Origin of the sequence: Clostridium aceticum, from assembly GCF_001042715.1 — a bacterium.
Classification (GTDB): domain Bacteria; phylum Bacillota; class Clostridia; order Peptostreptococcales; family Natronincolaceae; genus Andreesenella; species Andreesenella acetica.
In genome coordinates, this window is the sequence record NZ_CP009687.1 from 4,111,629 (window position 1) to 4,129,437 (window position 17,809).

Sequence of the window (17,809 nt, forward strand, 5' to 3'; positions counted from 1 at the left end):
GCAATCAATGTATGTAGACAAGGCGGCACATCCGATTATATTTATAGAAATAATTTGTTTGTATAATAGCACAATTTATATTAACATGAATCTATACATATCGATATGTATTTTAATGGTGAAATCTTATTTTTACCAAAACAAAAAAACTAGTTTAGTGTGAAGGAGTGCTTAGTGTGGACATCATTGCTGGTATGTTAATTACATTTTGTGTGCTAATTTTTTCTATTTATAAGGGAATTTTTGTGGGTTATCCATTGTTGATGGGTTTTTTAATTTTTTCCTACATTTCACTGAGAAGAGGCTTTTCATTAAGTGAGATCCTTATCATGTCATATACTGGAGGAAAAAAAGCATTTGTTGTCTTAAAGATATTCGTATTAATAGGTGCTATTACAGCTATATGGATGGCAGCGGGAACTGTTCCTGGAATAGTTTACTATGGTATTAAGTTTATGAATCCTAACTTTTTCATCCTATATACCTTCTTGATAAGTTCTTTGGTATCTTTTTTACTTGGTACATCTTTAGGAACAGTTAGTACTGTAGGTTTAGCCTTAATTGTAATGGCTAAAAGTGGAAATGTTGATCCAAATATAGCTGCGGGGGCAATTATTGCAGGGGCATATTTTGGTGATAGGTGTTCACCAATGTCTTCAAGTGCAAATTTAGTTGCAAATTTAACCGAGACGAATCTTTATATCAATATAAGAAACATGTTTAAAACGTCAATTATACCTCTGTTGCTATCAATGGTTTTATATACAATAATTTCTTTCCAACAACCATTGAGTTTTATTGGAAGTAGCATTGATAATGAGATAGTAAAAATTTTTACTATAAACTGGTATGTCCTATTACCATCTCTGATTATCATTGTCTTGTCAATACTTAAAGTTAACGTTAAATTATCCATGCTCTTTAGCATTTTAGCAGCATCTATTATTAGTGTATCACTGCAACAGCAGACTCTTCCACAGATATTAAGGTATATGTTGCTAGGATTTCACTTAGATTCAGCTAGTCCACTTTATACAATAATTAAAGGTGGAGGAATTGTTTCTATGTGGAAAGCTTCGTTGGTTGTGTTTGTATCTTGTTCTCTTGCTGGAGTATTCGATGGAACAAATATGCTAAAAAGTGTAGAAAATATCTTAATGAAAGCAAAAACACGATTTCAACTTTTTTCTTATACAACCGGCGTAAGTATTTTAACCGCTGCTTTCGGATGTAATCAATCTATTGCAGCCGTTTTAACTAATCAGCTTATGACAAACACTTATAAAGAAAAAAATGTTGATAAGTATGCGTTAGCTATTGATCTAGAAAATACAGGAATCGTGCTAGCAGCTCTTATTCCTTGGAATATAGCGGCTTTTGTACCTACCAGCACAATGAACGTAAGTAGTATAGGTTTTATTCCATATGCTTTTTATTTATACCTTCTTCCAATAGTTAATATCATATATTTTAAGATTTCGGAAACAAGCTATAAGGTAAGACCAATAAGTAGTTATAATTCTAAATGTTGATATAGTTTTGTCTATGGACCAAATCTCTTTTTCAGCACTTTCCTTGTCTTAAAAAATGCACCTCAAAGTGTTAAACGTCATATCTAACATTTGAGGTGCATTTTATCAATAATTTTAAAATATCCTATTCTATAGCGATCCATTAGTACTCATTCTTTGTACAAACCTTTTAGTAAGCTAATTTCCTTGGCATAACTAAAAATAAAAAACTGCTAGCCCTTGAATCAGGCTAACAGTTTTCATAAATTATTTAATTATTTGAATAGTTTGAGTTTCTCCAAACCATAGAACATACGCCCCAAGCATTTCAGATACGTATCTAATTGGTACCATTGTTCTACTTTCTAATATTCTTGCAGGTACATCCATACCCTCTATAGTTTGATCTACCACTAATGTTAATACCTTGCCATCTAACTTAATGGTAACAGTTCTTGTAGAAGATTCCCATTCTACCTTTGCACCTAAGGCTTCTGCTACTACTCTTAAAGGTACTAGTGTTCTTCCATCTTCAATTAATGCAGGAACATCTGTCACTTTACTGTTTTCATTTACTAAGTAGTCATTGGCCCCTATTGCTAATTTAATTTGAGTAAGGTTGTCAGCTCTTACAATACTGTATAAACTGAAGCTGTCTGTGTAAAACTCAAATGTTTCATTTTTACTGTCGTACTCTCCACCTAGCTTAACCGCTTTGTATGTTCCGTCGCCTTGTGGAACAAATCTTACTGCTGTTAAGTTGTCCATGTTTTCTCCAACTAAACCTAATTCTCTTAAGTTTAATATTACCTTAACTGGTTCTGCAAAGCTACGGATTCTTGTACTAGTCCCATCAATATGTCTTAATTCAGCCACTAAATCTAATACACTGCCACCTAAGACATATAAGCCTGATTCATTTAATCTAGCTGAAGAAATTACCTTTTCTGTTATTACTGTTTCTGTTAGTTTAGCTCCTAATTCAAGTGTTGAACCAACTGCTGCACTTTTCACTTCTGGAGTATTTAATGCCGTTTTACCAAAATCAATTGTTGCTATGGCTGATTCTAATACTACAGGCTTTCCAGACTCCATAATGTTTTTAATTTCGTTACTATTAGCCACTACTGTACCTTTACCTACTTCTACTGTAGATAAACCATCGGTAATCTTTGATTCATATTGTACCACTGATTGTTGTTGAACTGGTGTTTGTTGACTTTGATTGTTTTGATTATTTTGTGCTGGTTGTTGTGGTGTCGATGCAGCTCCACCACCACCTCCTGACGATTTACCTGAACTACCGCCTGAACTACCACCTGTGCTGCCTCCATTATTGTTTTCATTAGTAACTGGTGGTGTTATTACTGATGCTGCTTGTCTTGTAGCAGTGATTGTATAGGTTCTAGTATCTACACCGTTTTCTGCTATTACCACAATGGTAATAATATTTTCTCCAACACTCAAAGGAACATTTCTAGGACCTTCAACAGCAGTACCGTTTAATATTACTGTTGTGCTAGCCCTACGTGTGATTAATAGATTTAACGAATCTATACTATTACCTACATATAGATTATATTCTGTTAAATCTGGGTTAAACATAAATAGCATATTTTCTATTGAAATATGAGGTAACTCTGTATTGTCATCTAATGATGGCTGTTGTTGTCCTGCCCCATCTCTACTTACTTTTACTGTATAGGTCTTTGTTCCTCCATTTTCAGCTGTTACTACAATGCTAATGGCATTTTCTCCGACTTCTAAAGGCACCACCGCAGCATTTCTTACCTCCCCGTTAATTCTGATCGTGGCACCATTAGAGGTTGCGGCTTGGATTGTATAATCTTCTATATCATTGCCCACATTTATGTTGTACTCTAAAACATCTGGATTAAATGCTGGTGTTATTGCTGTGGACCCATATAATGAATCTAAGTTGTTATAGTTTCTTAGCTCAGGTAATTGAGAACTGATTCTTAAACTCTTAAAATACTCTATTGCCTCCTCTAACCTACCTTTAGCTTCGTTTACTTCTACTTGTGTAGCTTGTGCGTCATGGTATACCCATAATGCAGTGTTTCTTTCTGCTTGCAATACTGCTACTGAGCCATACGGGTATTGTCCCTCCAGTACTCCCTCTACTGAGAATGAGACTAAACCCTCAGCTTCTTGAATTTTACTTAACAGTTCAACTTTTTCTACTTGGGCTGCTCTTACTCTTACCGTGAAATATACTTGGAATCCGTTATGGTCTACATCTATTAGTACTTGTCCTATGGATAAACCTGTTACCTCTCCAGCGCTGACTGAAGCTATCTCTGCATTTCGAGAACTCCAAAGGGTTTCATTTGTAACATCGACTACCTCATATGTATCATACATAGCAAGGAATTGTAGCTTTATTGTTTTACCTACTTCCACGGAAACTTCATTAGAAGGTCTGTAAATGTATTGTAGTATCCTTGGTGTTTGAGATCCAGTTATTACACCATTTAGGAATGTATTTAATGCCCCGTATAGCACCACTTCTGCGGCGTCTAGCTCAGATTGTATTACATATAGGTCTTGATAAACTAAGTAAGCTTCATTGATAGCAGCCTGCAGTATAGCTTTGCTTCCAACTGGGTACTGACCTTGAAGGTTTCCTTCTACTGCAACAGCTAAGGCATCCTCAGCTTCATAGATAGCACCTAGTAGGTCTTCTCTATCAACTACTTCTAGATTTCTTGAAGCGATGAAAATATAATATTCATCTGATAATTTATCTATGGCGTCATATATTTGTTCTTGTGTAGTAGCAGTATCTCTAGCGAGTACTGCTGCCCCTATTGCGTTATCGAATCTTAATTTAGCGTCAAAAGGATATTGCCCTACTTCTTCTCCTGCTTCCGTATTGTTGTACAGTTCTCCCATCTCATTTATTAAGTCTTCTAGAACTGATATATCTGGTTTTCTTATAATACTAACAGTATGCTCACTTACTGATTCATTATTGTAAAATAATTCAATTTTAAATGTATTTAATCCAACTATAAGAGATAGTTGTTGAGCTACTTGTCCAGTCATGTCGTTTATAAAAATAATATCATTCATTAAATCAGTAGTTGTTACACCGAATGTTACAGTTTCATGTTTGAAATCAACGATTGCTTCATAAGTTAAAATATCTGGATGAAACTCAATTACGTTTACCCCACCCACTAAGGCTGTTAGATCCTCTACTTCGCTGAGCTCTGATAGTGGTGGTGCGTCGAGAACATATATTATGATGTCATAGAATTCTGTACTCTCTCCATCTTCTACCATCAGTAGGAATGTATTCCCATCAGCTCCTGGGGATACATTTAGTTCAAAGGCTTGGCCGTCTTCTAAGAAGTCCTTGCCTATGATTACTATATCTTGTATATTACGCCTTGTTACGTCCAGGTGTACTTTTTCTGTACCATAAGGTACTTGCACGCTGTATTCTCCAGGATTTGCATCAGTTACGTTTAAATAAGTTGTCCCTGACCCGTCCCTAATCGCTAAAGACGTCAACGGACTTCCAGTTGATGCAAAGGTAAATGATGCAGGTAATAGTAATGTCATTACCAGTACTAATGCTAAAATTCTTTTTGCTTTCACTTGTGTTCCTCCATTCATTAGTTTTTTGGATAAATACTTGAGCAGACGCCTACATATAGCAGGACTTTATCTTTGTTTGATGCTTGGTATAATGATAAATTTTCTAAGCTATTCTATTTTAATACATTGGTCTAAACATTTTCTGAACAATTTCGACATTTTTTTCGCAAAAAAACACCCAATTTATATCGGGCGTTGAGGGTATCTATTTCATTTGTTTTAAAACTTTTTCTGTTTCTTCCGAAGGTTTGGTCTTCAACTCATTCCAAAGTAATGTTTCTAACCTTTTATAAATCAAATTTGCTTTACTTATATTTTGTGTTTCTATATAGTACTTAATTAATTCTCTATAATACATCTCATCAAAAGAATCAAATTCAATTAGTTTTTCTAAAATACTTCTCCACTGATTCGGCCTCTTATCTGAATCTATATGATAGATAACATATTTATCAAAAATCTGCTTCGTCTTTTCTTTAATTTTTTCCCCATAGCCTATGGTCCAGATATAATCCTCATCTCCTAAGTATCCCTTGATGGCTTTATCTATTAAACTTAGGAGTTCTTCGCTATCAATAGCATAATCTAATTCTAGAGGAAACATGCTCTCGTCAATGTGAATACTAATATTTAAAGAGTAGCACTCGTTAGAATACAGTATTGGTTCACTATAACCACAGCTTTTTAATTCTTTTCTGAGTTGATAAACAGTTGTATGCAATATTGTTGTTGACTTTTCAAGAGAGTATTCTGGCCATAAATTTTCTATAATTTGTGTTCTGTGTATTGGTTTTCTATAGTGCAATAATAATACACACAGTTCTTTGACTTTTTTTGTTCTCCACTTTATTGGCTCACCCAGCTTATTGTATAGTATAAAGTTACCCATCATTTGAGCCTTTAGAAGAGTATTATCCTTTGGTATATTCTTATGTATATTCTTTCTTTTCATTATTCTATTAATTGTTTGATATAGGTGTTGTTTATTAATTGGCTTTAATAAGTAGTTAGCTGCATGAACTCTAAAAGCTTCAATAGCATAACCTTCATATGCTGTAACAAATATAATTTCTATATTTTCATCAGTTTTTGTTATTTCTTCAGCCACTGTAATTCCATTGTCACCAGGCATTTCTATGTCTAAAAAAACGATATGAGGGTTCAGCCTTTCAACCATTTTAATTACGTCCTTAGCATCGTTGCATACCCCTACTATTTCAACTTCTTCTTTTTCTCTTAATAGGTTTTCTATAAGTTTGACAGCTAATATTTCATCATCAACTATTATGGCCTTCAGCATAACCCTCATCCTCTTCTTTAAGTGATTGAATAGGTAAAACCATAGTTATACTCGTACCCACTCCCTCTTCACTTTTTATCGATATAGTAGCTCCACTATATTGCTTAATTCTTTTTACAGTGTTTAACAACCCTACCCCACCTTTATAGTCTTGTGATCCACTAAATATCTCCTCCACTATCTCTTTTTTTATTCCATTTCCATTATCGTCAACTGAGATTACAGCCTGATTACCAATTTCATTTATTACGACCCTTACTTCTCCATTTTGCCTGCTGCTAATACCATGTATAATAGCATTCTCCACCAATGGCTGAATTAACAATGGTGGTATCATACAATCTGATTGTAGGTTCATCTCTATATAAAAATCGAATTTTCCTGGGTATCTTACCTTTTCAATTTGTACATAAGAATTAATCAAAGACAGCTCATTTTGTAATGGGACAAGTTTATGCGTATTAATAAAGCCAAAACTACTTCGTAAAAAACTGGCAAAGTCTAATAATAACTCTCGAGTTTTTTCAATATCAATATAACTTAATGACATGACAGAATTCAGTACATTATAAATGAAATGGGGTTTTATTTGTGCTTGCAAGAACGCTATTTCCATATTAGTAGCTGTTTGGGCAACCTCTTTTACAGAAATAAGATTATTTAACCGTATCTTTAACTCTGTTATGTCAATTGGCTTATGAAGAAAATCATTGGCCCCAGACTGGAAAGCAGCTACCATATCTTCAGGTAATATAGCTGCTGTAAGCATTAATACAGGTAATTCTGTTAAACTATAGTTTTCACGTATTTTCTGACAGACTTCATATCCTGTAAGTCCCGGCATCATGATATCCAGCAAAACTAAATTTATATCAATATATCTATTCAATTGGTCTAATACGTCATATCCATTATCCACTGCTATAATACAATACTCTTCTGACTCTAATGCCTCCATCAATATTCTTAGACTTGAATGGTTATCATCTGCAATAATAATTTTTTTGTTTTTAGGGTTTCCAAGAACAAAGGGAAAGGTATATTTAGTGTGATACTCAGTATTATTATATTTAAATCTACTTATTGAAGAACCCTTCAAGGCTTCGCCCTTTATCACTGGCAGACTGAAGCTAAAGGTTGTGCCCTTTCCTAACTCAGACTTAACCCAAACCGCTCCCCCTTGGAGCTCTACTAATTGTTTTGTAATGCTAAGTCCCAGTCCAACTCCATGAATTTCTTGGTGTGAATCCCCTGCCTGCTCATACTCCTTGAATATAGTAGTTAGTTTATCTTTTTTTATACCTATTCCTGTATCTTTTACTGCAATAATCATTTTATCATCCTTTAGTATTGCAGATATTCTTACTTCCCCTTTTTCGGTATACTTTATTGCATTATCAATAAGATTATATAGTATTTGTCTTAGTCTATTTTCGTCTGCATGTACCAATGGTGTCCCTTTAGAAATTTCATTAATTATTTTAATATCTTTCTTTATAATATATTGAAAAACTTCAACTATAACAAATGTAGTGACATATAGGTCAACTGGCTTAAAATCTAGTTCTAATTCCTTTCTTTTTAGCTTCGCAAGATCTAATACATCTTGTACCAAACTTGATAGACGTTTTGATTTTTGTATAACTAATTTTATCTTCTCTTCCTGTTGGGAAACCAAAGTACTAGGGGTACTATTGTTTAATATTGTCTGTAAAATCCCAATAATAGCATATAAGGGTGTCCTAAACTCATGGGAGGTTTTAGCTAAAAAATCATCTTTAAACCTATCTACCTGTAGTAGTTGCTGTGTTAATTCCTCGTTTTTTTGATAAGTATCAGTGAACCTATTTGCCATATATAAAGATAACATCATCAAATAAAAAAACGGAAAAACAGGAGGTAATATGTGTAACTTAATCTTCCCAGTAATATTTAAAGCTGACACAAGGGCATATATACTTAACCCTAATGAACTGATTAGTAAGTGTACTGCACCGGTCGTCCCCTTATTAATTGCTTTTATTTGAAGATATATAATATAAATTATCGCTAACATAAAGTAGGCAGTATACAAGGATTCTAGCTTTGAATTTATCTTAATCGGTAATAAAGTTGTTAGGGCTACAACTATTCCTAATACTATAATAAATTTTACTGCCTTTATATTTGAAAACTCCTTTAACGTTCTATGAAAGTATGCCACCAAAGATAATGCTACTAAATTAGAGGCAGATTGAAGCCTCTGAAATATAGCATACGGTATTTGGGGATACATATAATGTAGAATTTTTTCATTATGGGTTGCTGAGTATAGTGCCACAGAAAAGCAAAACAACGAAAAATATAAGAGACTAGTGTCTTTTCGAAAATGAATATGAAATCCTAAAAAATACATTCCCGCCATAAAAAAGGCTGCAATAGTTATCCAGTCGAAGGTTAATGACCGCTGCCTTAAAGCAAGGATATCTCCTTCATCTCCTAGATAAATACTCCCAACAATTCCACCACCTGTGGCATAGTTAAAGTTAGCTACGTGTACAATGATCTCTATAAGATCCTCATCATTATAGAAAAAAGAGATATATGGCGTATTATGGGGAGAGTAACTAGAATTCTCTTTAGGTACACCACTTTCACCAATTTTCCTTCCATTTACATAGATGACATTTGACATCCGAATATTCGTCGTTTTTATACCTAGTATCTCTTCATTGGCAGATACTTTTACTAACAATCGATAGGTGCCACTTGTAAATTGAGGGATAAATTCGTCATTGACTTTGTGCTTTGTCCATAATGAGGGAACTACTACGTACATAGCCTCAAATCCCGCACTAAAATAATCTGAGTCTACAAGTTTCCCAGGAACAAACTGCCACTCACCGTTCAGTCCAATAGGCCCACTTTGGGTAAAATCATGGTTGCTCAAATCTAATACACCCAGCTTAGCTTGACTTGCCTTATTTACTGAAACAAGGTCGTCCGCCACTCTTATTACTGAAAAGGTAATTAGAAGCATTGTAATTAAAATAATAATTATTGATTTTTTACTCACAGTTATTTCCTCTTTGCATATATATTTGCAGTATACGTATATTATAGCAAAGTCTCCCCCCACCAAACAAAGGTAAAAAGCACCATTAATTGCATAAAAATCGAAGCACAAAAAGCCCTAGACCTCTGTCTATGGCTCTTAAAAAAACATATCTTTATTTTCTAGCCTTCCTTATATACTATTTAGGTATTAATTGTATTTTTATTTAATAGTCTTTTTCTTCATAATCAAATTGTGGCCTTATGTCAAGAAAAAACACAACTTAAAATTAGATTTTTTCATGTTAGATATCCTATTTTACAGTGACCCCCTTAATACTCATTCTTTGTACAAACCTTTTAGTAAGCTAATTTCCTTGGCATAACCAGAAAGTTCATTCGGGGTTTCAAGAAAAAAAGGTAAATTTCGAAGCTTTGGATGGTTGATAATCTTTGTGATCGCTTCTAATCCAATAAAACCTTCTCCAATTTTTTCATGTCGATCTTTACGGCTATTGAAAGGATTTTTACTATCATTTAAATGAATGGCATAAAGTTTGTCCAGTCCAATAATTTTATCGAACTCTCCAAGAACGCCCTCCAGATCATTGACGACATCATAGCCAGCATCATAGATGTGACAGGTATCTAAACAAACCCCCATTTTTTCTGAAAGAATTACTCCATCTAAAATTTGTTTTAATTCTTCAAAGGTTCCTCCGATCTCAGTTCCTTTTCCAGCCATTGTCTCAAGAAGAACAATCGTAGTCTGCTCAATATTTAATAAAGTGTTAAGCATATTTACGATGTGGTTAATGCCCACCTCTACCCCTTGATTAATATGACTACCAGGGTGAAAATTGTAAAAGCTGTTGGGAAGATACTCCATTCGTTTCAAATCATTTTCCATTATTTCAAGTGCAAACTCTCTTACTCTTTGGTCAGCAGAGCAGGCATTTAGCGTATAAGGCGCATGAGCCAAAAAAGTCGTAAAATTATTCTCCTTGGCAAGATCACGTAACGCAAATGCATCCCTTTCGTCGATAGCCTTTGCTTTCCCTCCCCTTGGGTTACGTGTAAAAAATTGAAAAGTATTAGCACCAATGCTAAGTGCTTCTTTTCCCATATGCAAAAATCCTTTGGATACGGATAAATGGCAACCTATTTTTAACATTAATTAGTTCTCCTTTTCTGATTTTTATTATTACGATTGAGACAACAAACCCATCTCCTGTTCTCTTTCAAAAATTTATATCTCCCTTTGGAACCTCCCCAAAGTTGGTCTTGTAGGTTATTTCAGCGTGGTTTAGAGGTTTTATTTCTGCAGATATTTTTATTGGTTGCTTATATGTTTTTTTATTATATCAAGAAAAATAGTCGAGCTCAAACGAAAGTTACTTTTATATTACCTTTGATTTTTTATTATTCATATACAACAAATTGTCTATGTGATACCGACTTAAAAGGATATGTAAAAAAAGTCTTTAAATTTTGGCTTACAGAGACTATCACTTTGTCTCATGGCAAGAGATCATAACGTTTATTCCTTTTTCCTACGGGTAAGTACTTTAATACAAATAAATGTTTTGATAATAAAAAGGAGGTTAACTTAATGAATTTGCTAACTAAGGATGAATTAAGAAGTTTGATACAAACAAGTAATGATCCTCGTGTTTCTATCTTTCTTCCCACCGAAAGGGCTGGTAATGAGATAGATCAAAGTAGAATAAGACTAAAAAACTTAATCAAAGAATCTGAAGAGAAGCTAAAGAAAACTTCCATGTTAGATAAGGATATTCCTAAGTTATTGGAACCCCTTGAAAAACTTGTGAATGATAGTATGTTCTGGAGTTATCAAAATGAAGGTTTAGCTGTTTTTATATCCAAAGATAACTTCTTCTACTATCAATTACCCCTTAAGTTTGATGAGTTAACTGTGGTCTCTAATAGGTTTCACATTAAGCCCCTCTTACCTTTATTTAATAACAATGGTCAATTCTATGTCCTTGCCCTAAGCCAGCAAGAGGTAAGGCTATTACAATGTACCCGGTATGATGTTCATGAAATCAAGTTAGAAGGGGTACCATCTAATATGGCAGAAGCACTACAGTATGATGACCCAGAAAAACAACTTCAGTTTCATACTGGCACCCCAAGAGGTAGTCATGGAAGTGAGCGTTCTGGCATGTACCATGGGCAAGACATTGACCATAAAAATGCTATCTTAAGATATTTTAGACAAATCAATAATGGCATTGTTAGCTATCTAAACGATTATAAAGTACCTCTAGTTCTGGCAGGCGTAGATTATCTGCTATCAATTTATAAAGAAGCAAATGTTTATCAAGGATTGTTACAGGAGGGACTGACAGGCAACCCAGAAGAATTAAGTTCAAAAAAACTCCGCGATGAAGCCTGGGCTATAGTAGAACCTTACTTTAAAGAAGAACAAAAGCGGGCAATAGATCTTTACAGACAACTTGCTGGAACAGGTCAAGCATCTAACGCCATTGACGAAATTGTGCCTGCAGCCTATAATGGCAGGATCAAACAACTTATGATTTCCACAGGTTTCCATGAATGGGGCTCCTTTGTACCTGAAAAAAATGTTGTGACTTTTCACCATGAGGAGAATAACGACTCTATAGATTTAATAGACTTCGCAGCCTCTAACACCTTTCTCACAGGTGGCGATATTTTTATCATTAAAGCCGAAGACATCCCTGAAGGCAAACCCTTTGCTGCTATTTTTAGATACTGATAAGCATAGCAAGCAAGGACCATCCCCCTTTGAGACTTAATAGCAGTAACCCATAGTATGGGTTACTGCTATTTGCTACTGATATGCTATTAATTATTGCTATAATTTACTGATTATTATCCCTATTATGCTTACTCTATATCAATTGCCCAATTTCCATTCATCTCAATGTTAGGATAGCTTATTTCCATATCCGCAGCAGTAAGATTTTCATCAAATTCTAAGGTCATTATAGCTTTATCTTTATTAAATTCAACAGCCATCTTTCTTATATCAGGGCTATAGAAGCTAAAGGATTTTATATGAGCATTTTCATTTTCCCCTGTATTTAACTGAAATTCTACTTCAGCCTTTGTTGCTGTTAGTCTTTTAATTTTTTTCACAATAGCTTTTTGTATCCTAAAATCAATTTCTTGATTTAAATTTACTTCCCCTTCATCGGGGATATTGAATGAAAAAGAGTCTACTACTTCATGATAGGATACAACAATTGTAGGTATCTCTAGTGTCAGGTTCTTGTCTTTAGGTGCATTTGTTTCAAATATTGTTACTGGTCGACCCGTTGGATTTTTTGGAATTTCTAGCTTGTATTCCTTTCCTGTTTCATCAGATACATAAAGATCCTCTGTCATCAATGCAGTACTTGAACCTATCAAGCCCTTTTCCCCAAGATTTTCGAATGTTGATGAAAAATTTGTTTCTTTTAGCTTGCCAAGTGCAGCTAATTTCAAATCTTTATCTTCAAAGGATGTGATTAATTGAATATTTAACTTTTCACTTTCCTCTAAAATTTTAGCGCCAATATTTACACCTGCCACCCTTTTTTCTGCAGCATTAGCAGTATAGATGTTGCTATTTAAATCTAAGCTTTTAGCTTTATCTAGCGAGACTTCGTAGGTATTCCCTGTAATGTTAAATATAAAATCTTTAAAGGGTTTAATATGATAATTTTCTTCTACTCCATTCATAAAGGAGAAAAGATATCTATTTTTTTCCTCTGAAACTTTGCCGTAACCACCTAGATAATAGACTACGCTAGGATTGTTTTTAGGTATGATACTTATATTGGCTAATTCATCCTCTATCTCTAAATCTGTTGTTAATTCCATTTCTAGTTTCCCTTCATGGACCATTATACTTTCTAGGGTAATATAATCATTTAAAGAATGAGGTTCTTTTAAGTAATAAGCTTCTCCATCAACAACCGTTGAGTATATTGGTGTTTTGTTAAAGAAAGACTTTATTGTTTGGGAGATATCATCAGCATATATAGCAGTTATACTTAATATACATAGACAAGCCGCCGCTACATATGTAAGTTTTTTTCTAGTGAAAATTTTTTTGTTTTTTCTACCTAGTTTTTGATGGGCTTTTTTGTTTATAGCATTCATATCTATTTCTACTCCTTCCAGTAGTTTATTAATTTCTTTTTCAACCAAGTCATCATCCAAGCTATTCAATAACTGCATTAATTTATCTTCATTCATAATTTAATACCTCCTTTATAATTTTTCTACCTCTCAAAAGTCTATTATCTATAGCAGTTCTGGATAAATTAAATTTTTTTGCTAAATCATTTATTTTTTCATCAAAAAAATATCTTCTAAAAAATATTTCCTTATCTATTTGATTAAAAGAATTTATTACTTCTATGACCTTTTCTTGCTCTTGCCTTAAAAAGAATAATTGTTCCAAATTATAACTATCTTCTACTTGAAATCCCTCAATATCCACAACATTTTTTCCTGCATTCTTACGTTTATATGTAAGTGCCTTATACTTTGTTAAAACTAAAAGCCATGTTCTAAAGTTCCCTTTCTCTTGATCAAATATATCTATTTTCATCCATGCATCTAAAAACACATCAGAAACACACTCTTCAATATCTTCTTTGTTAAGTGATGGTGATAAAATATTGTAGGTTAAACAATAGACGACCTTTGTATATTTCTCTATCATAGAGTTATAAGCCCTCATATCCTTAGCCTTTATTCCCTCTACAAGTGTACTCTGTGAATACTCCAAATCCTTTACCTCCTTCTCTATCTTTTATGACCAATCCTTCATATATTACTACGCACCTAGTAGCATTTTTCTCTTATAATCTTTGGATAAAAAGTAAAAAACTTCTATGATAATTTTTATTTTATCATAGAAGTTTTTGTAAAATTTCACAGCTTCTCCTTTTGCAGTTACACAAAGTATTGTATGGTCCTCGCTAGCCTTTGTTTCTTACACCAACCAAAGTATAGTTTGTCTAATAACGTGCTTCTTTTGTCAACCTTTAGCTTTTTCTACAAATAAGTTGGATAGATCTTTTATATTTATGCCAACAAATATATCCTAAAACACACCTTGCACGATTCATTCAGCGATTATAATTATTGGATAGAACGGACAATTTTGAGACACTCCTCTCTACCTATATCAACACAATCGCTTAGCATATAATTAACTTCTTCTGTTGTCCAAGCTACAGCGTTATCATACATGATACCAGGGTTGCCATTGATATCAATTTTAACTGGTTTTTCCCCTGCACCTGCTTCTCCTGCTGTTTCTTCACAATTAAATCGTTGCGAGATAAGAATATAACCCTCTTCCCCCTTCTTTGTGAAGTAAAGATGTATAATTTTATGATCCTTTATTTCTTCTAATCGTTCCCCTTCTTTTTCAGGATATAGTTCTGCATAATCGAAAACATAACCTTCTGGCAAATAGTTTGGCATCTTTACTTCAAAACAAGTATATTTGCTAAGTGTGCTAGCATCTGTAATTTTAAAGGATTCTTCTTCATCCTTTGCAACTATTATAGAATTCGTCTCTATCCATTTCTTTTCGCGGGATGCAGTTAGAATGCCATCCTTTGCTACATCTTCATTAACAAAGGCTATAACTTGCTCTCCCTCTGCTGTATATAATTCTCCAATGGTTTTCGGCATTATTTCAATAGGATTTCCATTGCTATCAAAAAGTTTTCCTTTATATTCGGCAGGCACAGACTCTCCAGTCCTGAGGTCTAAATATTCAGCACCTATATTCCCCAATGAGATACGTTGCACAAAACTTTGCACTAGATTTTGTGCAAAAGTAGTTTGTAATGCAAGTATTCCCATGATAAACAAAGAAGCAACTGCCACTGCTGGCTTTTTAAATCTTCTGTAAGCATGCTTCTTTTTTTCTTCTTCACATTTCTCTAAATTAGCTAAAAATCTCTCTCGCATTCTTTCTACTCCTTCCCCTGTACTAAAGTCCATTTCTAGAAGACCCTGCTCTATTTCTAGTAGCTCTTCACAGCTCTGCTCTATACTCTTTTTAGACATAACACATCCTCCTTCTCTATTTCCTTTCGTAGCTTTTTTATTATGCGATAGACTATGCTCCCTACATTTGTTTCCGATATATTCATTAACTTTGCGATTTCTACATTCGCCAGTTGAGCTCCATACTTTAAAGCAATAATATTCTTTTCTCTTTGACTTAATTTGTTGACTAACTTGATCAGTTGACAACTGCTTTCTTCAATAACCACCTCTTCTTCTGGTGTTTTTTGCGAAGAATTTAATCCTACTCTACTTTCAAAATCAAAAGGAATCCATCCCCACTTCTTTTTTTCACGCAAATAATCATTTGCACAATTTTTGGCAATACCAAATAACCAGCCTTCAAAATGTCCTTTACTCGGTTGATAAGTTTGATATCTGCTGATCACCTTTTCAAATACCTGATTGGTTAAGTCCTCAGCATCATAGGAATTACTAATTCGATAATAAATATAATTGTATACACGTCTATGATAATTTTCAAAGATCTCTATAAACACTTCTTTTCCCAACCGCAATCACCTCCCCTGTCTCTATAAATCTTGCTTCTGCTTACTTTCTGTTGGTTTTTTATTTCACTTAGCTAAGTCTTTCATGTAGTAATACGAATATTATAGAAATCTATCACACTTTTTTTAATTTAAAACACTACAATATTTTATAAAAATTGAAAAAAGTCATCAGTTCACAAAAAGACCGATGACCTTCTATTTAATCACTATTGATTACTAACTATACTATCTTTTGTCCTTATGATTCTATCACTTTATATTTAGTCAGAAGCATATACTATTCCTACCCCATTTCTCTATTCTCTACATGTGTATAGTAAGCAAGGTCCGTCCCCATTTGCCTGATAACTACTATACTGTAATACGCTAATATTAGTAAACAAAATAAGCGAGAACTTTCTTTGCTTATTTTATTCGTTAGATATCATTGTCTAATTGACCTGACTACTGAATTTTAGAATACAGTAGTCATTGATGATACCCTTATATTTTTCTAATTATGAATTATCCATATAAATAATAAACCTAACTTATTAATCATAAATTGCTCTAAAACTTCTGGTAAATGGTGTAATCCTTTTTAATCATTAGAAGTTTAAAGTCCCGTAGTTTTTTAAAATACTCAGTTTCATAAGCAAACTTCAATAATGAAACCAACCATGCTGAAGCAGTTTCTTCCTTGCAATTACTCTGGTGAAATGTTATCTTATTCATAAGATAATACCGCCTTTCGTAGAGTTTTTGTGGGAAAAATACTACTTCGATAGGCTTAAGGTATTTTTGGGGTATATCCCAATGGTAATTTATCCAAACTAGCATTAGATCTTTGTACAAAAGTTACGTAGTTAATTTAATAGACTAGAATAAAATTTAAAATTTCATTCTAGTTATTAATTTTTCATTTAAACCATTCGTTACATTAAACGAATGCTCTGTAACAAGAGGCTGACAGGACGTCATCCCCTTAATTTGCATCCCTCATATTTTATAATATATAAATAATACGTATTATTAAGCCATATAAAATGTACTTAATTAAAATTAGTATCCTAAATGCTTTCCTACAATAATTACCTTAATTCTCCCTTTGGTAAACTGGCGCTTTATAACAACGAAATCATTACAAATTCTTTCCTCGCTTTTACAATCAATGCAATACCCCAAAGTTACACATGGAGTATTTTTATTTAGCCTTTTGGCATCCAGTGGGGCAGCATATTGTCTTACCCGTTTTTCTGCTTCCTCTAAATTTTTAACTATTTTATTAATACCTGTAACAATAATTACCTGGTCTGGTCCATAAATCATTGCTGCTACCCGACTTCCGTTACCATCAATATTATAAAGCTCACCTTCCTCTGTCAAAGCGTTTGTACTACACATAAACGTATCCGCACTAAAACTTTTCCTATATATTTCCTTCTTCTCTTTTTTTGTAATACCTTCCTTATGTTTATCCCAAAAATCATACTTGCCGTTTCGCAAAAAATCAATCACACCTGTCTCAAAGAGAGTCATAGAATCCGCAACTGTAACAGTAGCGTTCTCGGATATAAGTTCTTGTAATTTTTGTATTAATCCTTTCTCATCTGCTACAAAGAAGCCCGAGATATTATGCTTTTCAAGGTTGCAAATTGTTCTTTCAACTTGTTTTTGAATATACCATGAAATACTATTATCCATATAAAAATCTGACCTCCTACTAAATATTACTACATATTATATAACTTGCAAGCCACACC

12 protein-coding genes are annotated in these 17,809 nt (G+C 33.6%); 2 read left to right on the top strand and 10 right to left on the bottom strand.

The features are described 5' to 3' along the window. Nucleotides 1-176: 176 nt before the first annotated feature. The gene (locus CACET_RS18840) at nucleotides 177-1,532 is read left to right on the top strand and encodes a Na+/H+ antiporter NhaC family protein (protein WP_044825618.1); all 1,356 of its coding nucleotides are present in this window, start codon (nucleotides 177-179) and stop codon (nucleotides 1,530-1,532) included. A 246-nt stretch (nucleotides 1,533-1,778) separates the two neighbouring features. Here the strand turns inward: CACET_RS18840 and CACET_RS19685 are convergent, their stop codons facing one another. The 4 genes from CACET_RS19685 to CACET_RS18860 form a co-directional block, all read right to left on the bottom strand. Beyond that, nucleotides 1,779-5,138, bottom strand: a complete 3,360-nt coding sequence (locus tag CACET_RS19685; RefSeq protein WP_052661505.1) for a stalk domain-containing protein — start codon at nucleotides 5,136-5,138, stop codon at nucleotides 1,779-1,781. A gap of 205 nt (nucleotides 5,139-5,343) precedes the next feature. Next, entirely contained in the window at nucleotides 5,344-6,438 is a 1,095-nt protein-coding gene (locus CACET_RS18850) for a response regulator (RefSeq protein ID WP_044825619.1), read from the bottom strand. Further along, nucleotides 6,416-9,493, bottom strand: a complete 3,078-nt coding sequence (locus CACET_RS18855) for an ATP-binding protein (protein WP_201774960.1) — start codon at nucleotides 9,491-9,493, stop codon at nucleotides 6,416-6,418. Before CACET_RS18855 ends, CACET_RS18850 begins: the two co-directional genes overlap by 23 nt. 318 nt (nucleotides 9,494-9,811) lie before the next feature. Continuing rightward, complete coding sequence (locus tag CACET_RS18860; RefSeq protein ID WP_044825620.1) at nucleotides 9,812-10,645, bottom strand: deoxyribonuclease IV; 834 nt, start codon at nucleotides 10,643-10,645, stop codon at nucleotides 9,812-9,814. A gap of 438 nt (nucleotides 10,646-11,083) precedes the next feature. Here CACET_RS18860 and CACET_RS18865 point away from each other — a divergent pair, with 438 nt between their 5' ends. After that, nucleotides 11,084-12,232, top strand: a complete 1,149-nt coding sequence (locus CACET_RS18865; RefSeq protein WP_044825621.1) for a baeRF3 domain-containing protein — start codon at nucleotides 11,084-11,086, stop codon at nucleotides 12,230-12,232. Nucleotides 12,233-12,363: 131 nt separating this feature from the next. Here the strand turns inward: CACET_RS18865 and CACET_RS18870 are convergent, their stop codons facing one another. From CACET_RS18870 to CACET_RS18890, 6 genes are all read right to left on the bottom strand, one after another. After that, a complete protein-coding gene (locus CACET_RS18870; protein ID WP_044825622.1) occupies nucleotides 12,364-13,719 on the bottom strand; it encodes a hypothetical protein in 1,356 nt (451 codons plus the stop codon). After that, nucleotides 13,712-14,257, bottom strand: coding sequence for a sigma-70 family RNA polymerase sigma factor (locus tag CACET_RS18875; RefSeq protein ID WP_044825623.1), 546 nt, complete (start codon nucleotides 14,255-14,257; stop codon nucleotides 13,712-13,714). Before CACET_RS18875 ends, CACET_RS18870 begins: the two co-directional genes overlap by 8 nt. 356 nt (nucleotides 14,258-14,613) lie before the next feature. Beyond that, nucleotides 14,614-15,555 (bottom strand): DUF4367 domain-containing protein, encoded by a 942-nt coding sequence (locus tag CACET_RS18880; protein ID WP_044825624.1) that lies wholly within the window; start codon nucleotides 15,553-15,555, stop codon nucleotides 14,614-14,616. Next, complete coding sequence (locus CACET_RS18885; protein WP_052661506.1) at nucleotides 15,537-16,067, bottom strand: sigma-70 family RNA polymerase sigma factor; 531 nt, start codon at nucleotides 16,065-16,067, stop codon at nucleotides 15,537-15,539. Before CACET_RS18885 ends, CACET_RS18880 begins: the two co-directional genes overlap by 19 nt. 549 nt (nucleotides 16,068-16,616) lie before the next feature. Then, nucleotides 16,617-16,781, bottom strand: coding sequence for a hypothetical protein (locus tag CACET_RS20655; RefSeq protein ID WP_158386137.1), 165 nt, complete (start codon nucleotides 16,779-16,781; stop codon nucleotides 16,617-16,619). Between the two features lie 327 nt (nucleotides 16,782-17,108). Then, nucleotides 17,109-17,750 carry a lactate utilization protein gene (locus CACET_RS18890; RefSeq protein WP_044825626.1) on the bottom strand — a complete coding sequence of 214 codons (642 nt, stop codon included), beginning with the start codon at nucleotides 17,748-17,750 and terminating at the stop codon, nucleotides 17,109-17,111. Between the last annotated feature and the right edge of the window lie 59 nt (nucleotides 17,751-17,809).

Excerpts from the sequence above, each read along its gene's own strand:
- CACET_RS18850 (WP_044825619.1), bottom strand. The coding sequence starts at position 6,438 with ATGCTGAAGGCCATAATAGTTGATGATGAAATATTAGCTGTCAAACTT.
- CACET_RS18860 (WP_044825620.1), bottom strand. The coding sequence starts at position 10,645 with ATGTTAAAAATAGGTTGCCATTTATCCGTATCCAAAGGATTTTTGCAT.
- CACET_RS18865 (WP_044825621.1), top strand. The coding sequence starts at position 11,084 with ATGAATTTGCTAACTAAGGATGAATTAAGAAGTTTGATACAAACAAGT.
- CACET_RS18870 (WP_044825622.1), bottom strand. The coding sequence starts at position 13,719 with ATGAATGAAGATAAATTAATGCAGTTATTGAATAGCTTGGATGATGAC.
- CACET_RS18880 (WP_044825624.1), bottom strand. The coding sequence starts at position 15,555 with ATGTCTAAAAAGAGTATAGAGCAGAGCTGTGAAGAGCTACTAGAAATA.
- CACET_RS20655 (WP_158386137.1), bottom strand. The coding sequence starts at position 16,781 with ATGAATAAGATAACATTTCACCAGAGTAATTGCAAGGAAGAAACTGCT.
- CACET_RS18890 (WP_044825626.1), bottom strand. The coding sequence starts at position 17,750 with ATGGATAATAGTATTTCATGGTATATTCAAAAACAAGTTGAAAGAACA.